Genomic DNA, 10,359 nt, shown 5'->3' with positions numbered 1-10,359 from the left:
TACCTAAACGGTAGGGCTTATTTTTATGCAGAGAGGGGCAAGTAGATGTCGGACAACCCGATGGATAAATTAAACGAAACAATGGTTAATGTAAGGCTCGATATTCGGGAGCTAAGTACTAAGGTTGATGGTATGTCCGATGTAAAGAGAGAAGTAGTCCAAGCAGGCAAAGTCGCTGATGAAGCTCTCGATAAATCAGAATCGGCCCATCACAGAATAAATCGTATCGACAAAATCACTTTTTGGGCGGGTACGACAATTGTAGGTGGAGTCGTTATTGCACTTTTAAATATGCTATGGAGGAGTGGTGGTAAATGATCAAGTCCATCAATATAAACGGCGTTAGCATCATTTACTCTATTGCCAACCCTAAAGTTGATGATATCTTTGTGGCTGCAAAAACAGGAGCGACAGTCAAAGAGACTGCCATAGCAGAAGGTGCTACAGTAGCAGCTAACCTTAATTATGCCCACACTAAAGACGGTATCCCGATTGGTCGAGTGATCGTTAATGGCAAAGTGGTTAATGGAGACATCGACAAAACGATACCGCGGGAAGAGCTCTACATGCTGTCCGATGGGTCGCTTCATATCGGCAAGGCTCCCAAAACTGCAGTATGGGCCAAACAAGGGTCACCGCGTTTACTTTTAAACGGGAAGAATGTAGTTGCAAACAGCGTCATACGTGACCAACTCCATCCGAGTATATGGGCAAACAACGCCAAGCACGTACGTATAGCACACGGTGTTACGGCTGACAACAGACTTGTTATTGTCCGAACGCTGAGTAAGGTCACGCTCAATGCACTCACAGCTATTATGAGTGCGTTGGGCTGTGTGCAAGCTCTTAATGGTGACGGCGGCGGCAGTGCTTACTTGTGGCCTGCTGATAACGGTAGTGGCCGTAAAATGGGAGCAACATTATGTATTAAACAGGGAGGTAAGGTTAAGCCGATGAAAGAACTCAATATTAAAGAGAATTTTATCCCGAAAGGTCGAGGGAATAGAACGGGTTATACAATGAAACCCGAATACATTACTATCCATGAAACGGGGAACAAAGCTGCAGATGCGGAGGACCATGCGAAATATCTCAAGGGAGATACTGCCGCAAGTAAGCCAGTATCATGGCATTACACTGTTGATGATAATGAGACTATTCAGCACTTACCTACTGACGAGAGTGGATGGCATGCAGGGGACGGAGCTTCGGGACCTGGTAATAGGAAGTCTATTGGTATTGAGACTTGCGAACACGCGGGTATCAATCAAGAGGTCGCTTGGTTAAATACAGCGAAGCTAACGGCGTGGTTGCTATTTACTCTTAACTTACCGTTGTCAGCAGTCGTGCAGCATAGCAAGTGGTCTGGAAAAGATTGTCCTCAAGACTTGCGTAAAAGTGGCAGATGGCAATGGCTGCTAGACAATGTAACAAGGGAATTAAAACTGCTAGATCCATTACCAGAAGAAAAGCCTCCTGTCTCAATCGTCGAGGGGTTCAATGATATTAATGGTCATTGGGCAGAGAAAGCGATTGTTAAGGCTAAACGAGCCGGCGTAATGAATGGCGTGACCTCTGATCGATTTGCTCCGGACGAGCCATTAACGAGAGCGCAGACTGCTACTTTGCTGGATCGGCTTGGATTACTACGAGAGGGGGTGAAATAGAAAATGGAAAATGAAATTATCCAATATATCACTGAAAAAGCACTGGTGCTTATACCGGTGCTTTTTATTATCGGCTTGCTGCTTAAGAATACGCCGAAGGTTGCTGACTGGTCGATTCCTTGGGTACTACTAGTGTTTGGAATAGTGGGAGGAATCCTAGTCGTTGGTGATGTAGTGCAGGGTGTAATACAAGGCGTACTTCTTACTGGAGCTACGGTGTTATCTCACCAGCTAGTAAAGCAGACGATTAAAAAGTAGTAAACACAACGAAGCCCGCCGACCATCATGAACTGACCCCAAAAAGTTGGACACTTTAATTAAGCTGCGTTATTGGACTGTAGCCGGTATTCTACTGGGGACAGTCCATTTAGTTTTTCCTTAGTTCTACGATGATTATAATAATGTATGTATTCATGGAGTTCCTTAATAAACTCTTCTGTGGATGAGAAGGTTTGTATGTACCAAAGTTCTGTTTTGAGAATGCCGAAAAAGTTTTCTATAACAGCGTTATCGAAGCAATTTCCTTTTCGAGACATGCTTTGAATGACCCCATTCTTTTTAAGGGTATGGCGGTAATGTTTATGTTGATACTGCCACCCTTGGTCAGAATGGAAAGTTAGCTTATGCCTCTTTGGTAGCTTATTCATCGCTTGTTCAAGCATATTAGATACCATAGATAATGAAGGACTATGGGAAACGGTGTAACTGATGATCTCCTGGTTGTATAGATCCATGACAGGAGAAAGATAAATTTTATCTCCGAACAAATGAAACTCAGTAACATCTGTTACCCATTTTTCATTGAGCTTCTCCGCTTTGAAATCTCTCTCTAAGACGTTTGGAGCTATTTTACCTACTTCTCCCTTGTAAGAGCGGTATCTCTTCCTACGAACCATGCAGTACAGTTCAAGCTCTTTCATAAGCTTCTGTACAGTTTTATGGTTAATCTTCTTCGTTTTCTGCAATTCTCTAGTCATGGTGCGGTATCCTGCACGACACTTTAATTCTTCTTTGAAAATATATACCATAGCAACCTTGACCTCTGCATATTTATCGGGTTTGCTCCGATTTTTGACATGGTAATAATAAGTACTTCGTGGAATACTCGCTATTTTCACAAGTTTATTAACATCGTGCTTATGCCTTAGTTCATAAATGATTAAAGCCTTTTCCTCATTCGTAACTTTCTCTTTTCCTGAACTAAGGCATGTAACTTTTTTAGGTAATCAACTTCCATACGTAAACGCCTATTTTCTTGCTCCATATCCTCTACAGAATCGACATTAGACCCTGCTGGTTGGACAGGTTCACTGTTGCTCTTCTTGCGGCCACGACGATCTATATAGAGGCTGTCAGCTCCATCTGTAAGGTACTGTTTCTTCCACTTGCGAATGGCGCTGTCTGCTATTCCGTGCTTTTTAGAAGCTCCTTTATAGCTTAATTGGTTATTATGCATATCTTCTAGAATAAACAACTTCTGTTCTCCAGTGAATGTACGTTTAGTAGTTTTATCCACCATGCCATGTTCACCATTGTTGATGTAGGCAGCCACCCATTGATTTACAGTGACATGATTCATTCCATATTTACGAGCTGCCTCATTTTCTGATAAACCATTTTCAAGAACTTCATGAACAACCTTTAGTCGAATTTCCTTGTTGTATTTATTCATAAATAAAAAACCGCACCCCTTTGCCTGGACTAGTATATCATGTGTCCAACTTTTTGGGTGCGGTTCATCATGGTTAGCGGGCTATTTTTGTGTTTTTAATGTTAATTGCATCGTCCCAATTACCCATTTTGCATCATGTTTGCCATTGAGTAAATATTGGATTTGTCCATGAATTGCTTGTAAGTGTGATCAGCACGACCCACCCGTCCAGCAATGAGCGTCACGCCATGCCCATGGTCAAATACTACGTGTATCCACTCTTGGATGTCGTCGACATCCTTCTTGGTTATGTAAAACGTTTGTATACTTTTAAAACCACTAATGGATCTATCTTCTTTTTGATGCTCCTCTACAAGTTGCATCACTTCGTCCACCAATTTTTTATTCCCTTTTGAAACTTCTAATAGGCGGTCTGAATTAATTTCAAAATCGAAATATTGCGAAAAAATAGAACGTTTTTTGTTATCCTGATTAGCTAACTTGGAAATATCGGAAATACACTCATGCTCGTGATTTTTCGGCTTACCTACTCGAAGCAATGATTCAGTTTTAGATTTCATCGTTTCACCACGCTCCTACGTCCATTTGTATTCATTTCTCACTCATTTAATGCATGTGAAGTAGTCAGGGGCTATACGCCCATGTTGATTGAAACTTGTTAACTTAGGTTAGACATAAGCCCTAACGGACTATCCCCCGTTGGGGCTTTTTGTAATTTCAGGAAAAGGACAAGTAATTGATGTTAAACAATCCGAAATTCGTTGTAGTCGAGATCATCCCAACCATGTTCTGCAAGAAAAACATCTTCGTCAAATCCAATTGCTTCTAGTGCTTGTTCAACCGTCATCGACTGATTTGTGATAACTTCGCCAACCAAAATGTTCTCGTAGAATACTTTTATCATAAGTTCTCCTTATCAACTCGCCGCCCTTTGTCGGCTGTCAGCTCCCCATGTCGTCCCTTGCTGTGATTTCATCATAACATATAGTTAATTACATGTAAATAATTATATTTAAATTAATTTTCTAGGTACGATTCTTTTTATTCTTTTCATAATGCTCCAAATCTTCACGCAGATACAGCCTTGTTTTTCGGACTTCCCCAAATTCTGTGAATGGCAGGATTTGTTCTGTTGATACAGATTGATTGAATCCTGAGACAGATTGTTTTGTGATTTTCCGTGCTTCGTCCTGCATAACCAAGTTGTCTTGAATCCATTGTTTAATTACTTCTTTGTCCATTTTCCCGAACCTCCAACGCTTTAATATACGGAGCATGATATTTTTCTTCTAATTGCTTTCTTGCATCTATAGCATCAGTAATTTTCTTAAACGGGCCTGCAAAGTAACGTTTTCCTTTAATCGAAAGATTAACTTCGTAGTACTCTTTGCCTTTACGTTGGCGATATGCTACACCTTTATGACCACTCTTACTATCGATTCTCACTGAACTTTTTAGATTTGGAACTAGCACTCCATCTACGGACTTTTCATTAGTTAGTACATCTCTGGCTTTCTTCATTTGTGTAGGTCTTTGGCAACCGCATGATACAACATCACCTTTGCTTAAGCTTGTTGCATTTGCATTTGTGTGTCCCCCACAATCACATTTGCACAACCAAAGAGCATTATCGTTAATGGTTTTGCCTGCTCTTTCTAATGCCACCAACATACCAAATCTTTGATTGGCTAAATCGAGAACATTTTTTGGGGACTTCTTTCTCAAACATCCACAAGACTTTTTAGTTCCTTTAACTAACTGGCCTCTAGTTGCCTTCGTTTCTTCACCACATGAGCATTTACATATCCAAGCAACTTCGTTTCTTAATCGCACAGTATCTTCTTTGACAGTAGTGAGCTCACCAAAAACCATATTTATTTGAATATCGTTTTTGTGCATTACGCCGCAACCTCCTGTTCGTTAATGTTATCCAATAATGCAAATAATATCATGCAAATAAGTGCATGTAAATAAAAAACCACCCGAAGGTGGTCAACTCCAAAAATCACTTTGTTTAACATTCTTCTTTGATAATTTACTTGCTGCATCTGTAAGCAGTTTCCTCGTACTTTTCTTCACCGAATATTCTTGATCATTACAGGCACGTGTAATGGTGTCTCTATGCAGCCCCGTTTCTTCGCTTATGCGCTCTTGCTTAATCATATTAATGTCAAGAAAATCTCCGTATTTTGTACGTTTTTTTCCTATCCCAAACATGCACATCATACCTCCAAACTAATCTAGTTGCGTTTAGTTTGGACGAGTCTCTTAAAATTTATACTCGTACTCTTTCCGAAAAATCGGAAAGTTAACCAAGCATTCGACATATTGTGTAACTAGGTGATCACCTAACACATGAAAAACTGTTTGATTGAGCAACTAGGTACACAACCAGAAAGCAGGTGCTTATATGGGAATAGCCGCAATCGATGCTGGAGGAAAGAACACAAAGTTTTATGACGGAAAGCAACTAATAATGTTTCCGTCCGCTATTGGAATCAATGAATTGGAGCGGAACCTCAAGTCTGAACATGCTCAATTTGAGTACGAGTGGGAGTATGAGGGAAAGAAAGGATTCGCAGGGACGCTTGCGGAGGAAAGCGAGTATGCGGAAAGTAGGAGAGATGATTCAAAGGCACATTTTGACGCAATACTTCGGATACTAATAGCCCTTCATCAATTTGGTGAAGGCATATCATTTAACATCGTGGTTGGTCAACCAATTGAAACGCACAATGAAACTGAAAAGATTGCTATTAAAACCATGCTACAGCGCCGTCACGATCTAACTATAAACGGAAAAGCCAAGACCATCATTATTAATCGATGCGAGGTTACACCAGAAGGAGCTACCGCGGGGTTGCTTACCGTTGAACAAGGGCTAGTCCGGATAATAGATATTGGTAGCGGCAGTGTGAATTATGGAACATTGAAAAATCGAAAGTTTCTAAATAAGGGTAGTTTCACCTTTACAGAGGGAATGGAAAGTAAAACTAATTTGAATATCGAAGCATTTGCTCGCCAGATCGGAACAAAGGCAATTAATAAAAAATGGGGTAAAGAGGATGTGGTGTATCTATGCGGGGGTGGTGCGGAAGTTATCCTTCCTTATTTGAAAGCGGAGTTTTTCCCTAACGGCCAATTACTTGCCGCAGATCCACTTTACTCAAATGTTAAAGCATTTTTCATGATTGCGAGGAAATTATATGGCTGACATTTTAAAAAAACGTATCCAGGTAGTTTTTAACGTGCTCGATCAGGACCAATTGACGTTATACAACTATGTCAAAGGTAAATCCAATCAATCAGCCTATTTGAAGAGGTTAGTACAACGTGATCTTGATGTTGGATTTGTTTTAACGGGGAGTCGGCCAGTCATTGTACCAACAGATAGTGGAGATTTTGATCTAGGGAGTTTTATTGGATGAATTCCTATGGGCGCAAATCGGCTAAGGCGCTGCGGGCGGATTACCCTCAGCATATGCGCGTCAACGCAGAATAATGCACGTACGAGGAGGTAGGACAGTGTGAAATTTTATTTAACATCGACAGGGATGTGTGAGGCTGGTTGGCAATCTGCTTGTGTAAACCCTATGTCACAGGAGGTTAAGTCATTATTAGAGAGGATTAAGGCAGGGGCAAAAATCATTATTGAGCACATTGACTGCAATAAAACCGTTTATCGCATTGGTGCTATTACGCTGGCAATAATGCTTGGTGGAATTGACATCGTATCAGCGGCGAGTGGTGGTATTGATGCTGGAGCTCAAATGATCTATACCAAACTCGTTAATGTCGGTAAGTGGGTCATTATTATTAAAGGTGGATTTGACACGATCAACGCTACGGTTCAAGGAGATTTTGTCACAGCTCGAAAATCGTTTTTGTCCTACCTCCTCGTTTATGTTGTGCTGCTCGGTTTGCCTTGGGCATTCGAACAGGTTGAAACTCTTTTCTTGGATGTGACTTAAGATGCCAATGAAATTTAGAGTAAGCTCACAATTTGGCGCACTGGAAGAGATACGCAACGGGCGAATTCACAATGGGATTGACCTTGCTATGCCAAAAGGAACGGAACTCCACAGTATCGCATCTGGCACAGTAGAGAGGGTAGTAAATAATATAGGTGGATTGGGCAAAGGGGTGTACATTAAGGATGGGAACGGAGATGTGCAGATTTATGGACATCTCGATCAGGTAAGTGTCAAAGAAGGTGCTCACATTGATGTGGGGGATCTGATCGGATTTAGCGGTAATACCGGTCACAGTACGGGGCCGCATCTCCATTTTGGGTTGATGCATGATAGTCAATACGCTGACCCTACGCCATTGCTTAATACTGTTCAACACTATTCAGGTGAGATTGCAGGACCGTCTATTCTCGGCGTAAAAGGACCGGCAATGTGGATCATAGAAAAGGCGACAGGTCACACGCAGGGAGAAATTATATCGAGTGCCAAAACGCATATCATTGATTGGCTGCATGCTGCAGCAAGTGTTGCTTTTGATTTGAGTTTTGGTATTGGGCTAATCGGTTGCGCAGCACTAATCATTTTAGGTGTGGCAGGGCTTAAAGATGGCTTTCGATGGTCGGGGTTGTTATTTGTGGCCAGCTCGGTTATACGAATGTTACTTGGAGGTGCTGCGCAGTGAAATCAATTAAAATCACCAAGTACCTTGAGATTGTACAGCCCGAATATGTTTATCTGCGAATAAAACCAAATAACTCAATTCGGAATCAAGGCACTTATAAAGTAGCAAGGGCGATAGCGGCCATTTATACAAACACCATGAAAAATTTAAAAGCAGAAGAGGAAGAGGTAATAAAAGCGTTTGGGAGGGAGTTTGTAGTCGGGACCAAGTACAGATATGCTCTCCCTCCAAAAGTCTCATATTACATCTACATGGAGCAGCGTAAAGTTGATTTTTACTTTATTGTACCAAAACAATATGTCGGGTATTTTCAAGAAAAGATTTCTGACGTATGGGGCAGTGTGACAATTGAGGCTGTTGTTGAATTGCCAGTGTTCGGGAAAAGGGCAACAAAATACGAACTTGTCTATGACAAAGAGGACGCATTAAGTCTCGTAGCGGATCGTCGCAGCAATGATCTGTTAAGTAGCAACTTAAATACTGTTGAGCTACTGGAGGAGGGAGACAAACTCGGCATCTTCTATAACTTTGTACCAATCAATCAAGTGAGCTGGAGGCATCTATATAAAGCTACGATCACAAAGGTGAACAATCGAATGCCTGTAGATCGCAATAAATTCGGTTCGTCCTTTGCGCTAAAATATGTACTATCTTTTATGGACCTCATGTTTAAGGAAATTGCTCAAACGCTAAGCGGTGAAAAGAAAAAAGATGGCGATAACAACATTATTGAAAGCTTGATTGAGAGATTGAACGGTGCACGAAAAATCAGCGAGAGTACATCAAAAAAAGCTACTAGCACCATCATAGATACACAAATTGTAGTCATGGCAGAAAGCGCAGATTCACTCCGACAACGAAATGCAGCTCGTAGCCTAGCGCAGTCGTTTGACACCGTGACCGAGGATAATCGATTGATTTATAAACCGTACAGGAAGCAGCTATCCTTTAATGATCGTGACATACATGCTGCCCGAAATAAGATAGGGGATCAGGAAGCGCAAAACTTTATCGCTCTGGCCGGGCGTGAAATGCTCGAGCGATATAACTTTATTGATCGAGTAGAAACACATGAGACAGAAATACCAGATGATCTTAAGCAAGGGGTTATGTGTATAGGGGATAACGTCTATCGGGGTCACTCGCAGCAAGCTTTTTTATCGGATGATCGAGAATACAAAAACCTTACTTTGGTACTTATCGGTCCTACCCGTGCCGGCAAATCTACTTTAATAGGTAATCTGAGCAAAGATGCAATTGAAGCCGGTGAGTGTGTCATTATGTTTGATTTTGTTGGACAGTGTGAGTTAAGCAGAGAGGTGTCTGCAGCAATCCCACATGATAAGACGCTCGTTATTGCCTGCAATGATCTACGTAATTTACAAGGCCTTGGTTATAACGAGGTTGGAGTAAGTGTTGATCCATTTGAAGCATATGACAACGCCAAGAAGCAGACCACACAGCTCATGACACTGGTTAATGCGATCAATGAGGACGAAACAAAGCTATCAGCTAAGATGCAACGTTACCTTATTAGCGCTTCACTGGTGACCTTTATAAGTGGCGGTAGCATTCGTAATGTGTTTGATTGCTTGCAAGACCATGAGGTTCGCGATCGGTTAATCAAGGCAATACCTAAGACTCAATCGGGGAACTTGAAAAAATATGTGGGATGGCTCGGTGAGATTGATGACTATGACAAAAAAGGAGTCTTGATTGGGACAAAAGAAACGTACATTGTGGGTATTATTGATCGTTTGAACCAGCTAGAACAAAACGCATACGTGGAAAGGATGCTTGATAAAGATACCCGCGGGAATGTGGATTTGGTCAAAGAGATGCAAAAGAACCAGCTTATCTGTATACGTATGCCGTCAGACATGTTCGGTACTGATTCGGAGCGTGATGTTTATACAACATACTGGAGCACTAAGATATGGCTTGCTTTGCAGATGCGTTCTAAAGGACTATGTGGGGATCGTAGTAAGATGGTTAAGGTCAACTTGATCGTCGATGAGTTATATCAGGTCCAGCATACCGAGCAATACATGCGTTCTAAACTGAGTCAATATGCCAAGTTTGGACTTAAGCCGATTATCTCCGCTCACTATCTCAATCAAATCAAACATATTCGCGATGAGCTCCGCTCTGCAAATGCAAGTTACATGTTAATAAGTGGTTGTGATAAAAAGAATTTTGAGGAATTGAAGTCTGAATTATATCCATACTCAGAGGAAGATTTATTACGGCTACCACGCTTTAACTCATTAAATCTTATTAAGAATAAGGACGGTTATGCAAGGTTTATCACTAGACTTCCTGCCCCGGTAAGGTAGGAAGTCTTTTATTTAATAGTAATTATTGACA

Annotated in this window: 15 protein-coding genes; 8 read left to right on the top strand and 7 right to left on the bottom strand. The window is 41.3% G+C overall.

The window, feature by feature from the left end; all coding sequences use genetic code 11:
- Positions 1-45 precede the first annotated feature (45 nt).
- From MFF31_RS21340 to MFF31_RS21330, 3 genes are read left to right on the top strand one after another with little or no spacing between them, the layout of a single operon-like run.
- Entirely contained in the window at positions 46-318 is a 273-nt protein-coding gene (locus tag MFF31_RS21340) for a hemolysin XhlA family protein (protein WP_238190851.1), read from the top strand.
- Positions 315-1,667, top strand: coding sequence for an N-acetylmuramoyl-L-alanine amidase (locus MFF31_RS21335; RefSeq protein WP_238190849.1), 1,353 nt, complete (start codon positions 315-317; stop codon positions 1,665-1,667). Before MFF31_RS21340 ends, MFF31_RS21335 begins: the two co-directional genes overlap by 4 nt.
- 3 nt (positions 1,668-1,670) lie before the next feature.
- Positions 1,671-1,925, top strand: a complete 255-nt coding sequence (locus MFF31_RS21330; RefSeq protein ID WP_238190847.1) for a phage holin family protein — start codon at positions 1,671-1,673, stop codon at positions 1,923-1,925.
- Between the two features lie 59 nt (positions 1,926-1,984).
- Here the strand turns inward: MFF31_RS21330 and MFF31_RS21325 are convergent, their stop codons facing one another.
- The 7 genes from MFF31_RS21325 to MFF31_RS21295 all read right to left on the bottom strand — a co-directional run bounded on the left by MFF31_RS21325 (position 1,985) and on the right by MFF31_RS21295 (position 5,556).
- Entirely contained in the window at positions 1,985-2,824 is an 840-nt protein-coding gene (locus MFF31_RS21325) for an IS3 family transposase (protein ID WP_238192180.1), read from the bottom strand.
- Between the two features lie 2 nt (positions 2,825-2,826).
- Positions 2,827-3,339 (bottom strand): transposase, encoded by a 513-nt coding sequence (locus MFF31_RS21320; RefSeq protein WP_238190845.1) that lies wholly within the window; start codon positions 3,337-3,339, stop codon positions 2,827-2,829.
- 119 nt (positions 3,340-3,458) lie between these two features.
- A complete protein-coding gene (locus tag MFF31_RS21315) occupies positions 3,459-3,899 on the bottom strand; it encodes a hypothetical protein (RefSeq protein WP_238190843.1) in 441 nt (146 codons plus the stop codon).
- A gap of 182 nt (positions 3,900-4,081) precedes the next feature.
- Positions 4,082-4,243 carry a hypothetical protein gene (locus tag MFF31_RS21310; protein WP_238190841.1) on the bottom strand — a complete coding sequence of 54 codons (162 nt, stop codon included), beginning with the start codon at positions 4,241-4,243 and terminating at the stop codon, positions 4,082-4,084.
- Between the two features lie 121 nt (positions 4,244-4,364).
- Positions 4,365-4,580: a hypothetical protein gene (locus MFF31_RS21305; protein ID WP_238190839.1), complete on the bottom strand. Its 216-nt coding sequence runs from the start codon at positions 4,578-4,580 to the stop codon at positions 4,365-4,367.
- The gene (locus MFF31_RS21300) at positions 4,561-5,238 is read right to left on the bottom strand and encodes a hypothetical protein (RefSeq protein ID WP_238190837.1); all 678 of its coding nucleotides are present in this window, start codon (positions 5,236-5,238) and stop codon (positions 4,561-4,563) included. Before MFF31_RS21300 ends, MFF31_RS21305 begins: the two co-directional genes overlap by 20 nt.
- Before the next feature lie 93 nt (positions 5,239-5,331).
- Positions 5,332-5,556 carry a transcriptional regulator gene (locus MFF31_RS21295; protein ID WP_238190835.1) on the bottom strand — a complete coding sequence of 75 codons (225 nt, stop codon included), beginning with the start codon at positions 5,554-5,556 and terminating at the stop codon, positions 5,332-5,334.
- Positions 5,557-5,749: 193 nt separating this feature from the next.
- On the opposite strand from MFF31_RS21295, the gene MFF31_RS21290 reads away from it, so the two are divergent.
- The 5 genes from MFF31_RS21290 (at position 5,750) to MFF31_RS21270 (ending at position 10,328) form a co-directional block, all read left to right on the top strand.
- Entirely contained in the window at positions 5,750-6,553 is an 804-nt protein-coding gene (locus MFF31_RS21290) for a ParM/StbA family protein (RefSeq protein ID WP_238190833.1), read from the top strand.
- On the top strand, positions 6,546-6,767 hold the full coding sequence (locus MFF31_RS21285; protein WP_238190831.1) for a hypothetical protein: 222 nt from the start codon (positions 6,546-6,548) through the stop codon (positions 6,765-6,767). Before MFF31_RS21290 ends, MFF31_RS21285 begins: the two co-directional genes overlap by 8 nt.
- 99 nt (positions 6,768-6,866) lie before the next feature.
- Positions 6,867-7,310, top strand: a complete 444-nt coding sequence (locus MFF31_RS21280; protein WP_238190830.1) for a hypothetical protein — start codon at positions 6,867-6,869, stop codon at positions 7,308-7,310.
- Position 7,311: 1 nt separating this feature from the next.
- Positions 7,312-7,992 carry a M23 family metallopeptidase gene (locus MFF31_RS21275; protein WP_238190828.1) on the top strand — a complete coding sequence of 227 codons (681 nt, stop codon included), beginning with the start codon at positions 7,312-7,314 and terminating at the stop codon, positions 7,990-7,992.
- Complete coding sequence (locus MFF31_RS21270; protein ID WP_238190826.1) at positions 7,989-10,328, top strand: type IV secretory system conjugative DNA transfer family protein; 2,340 nt, start codon at positions 7,989-7,991, stop codon at positions 10,326-10,328. The genes MFF31_RS21275 and MFF31_RS21270 overlap by 4 nt, the downstream gene beginning before the upstream one ends.
- The last annotated feature ends 31 nt before the right edge of the window (positions 10,329-10,359 follow it).

This window comes from Paenibacillus sp. L3-i20 (assembly GCF_022180385.2).
Classification (GTDB): domain Bacteria; phylum Bacillota; class Bacilli; order Paenibacillales; family Paenibacillaceae; genus Pristimantibacillus.
The sequence above is the reverse complement of the archived record's forward strand: the minus strand, read 5'-3'. Positions and strand labels throughout refer to the sequence as shown.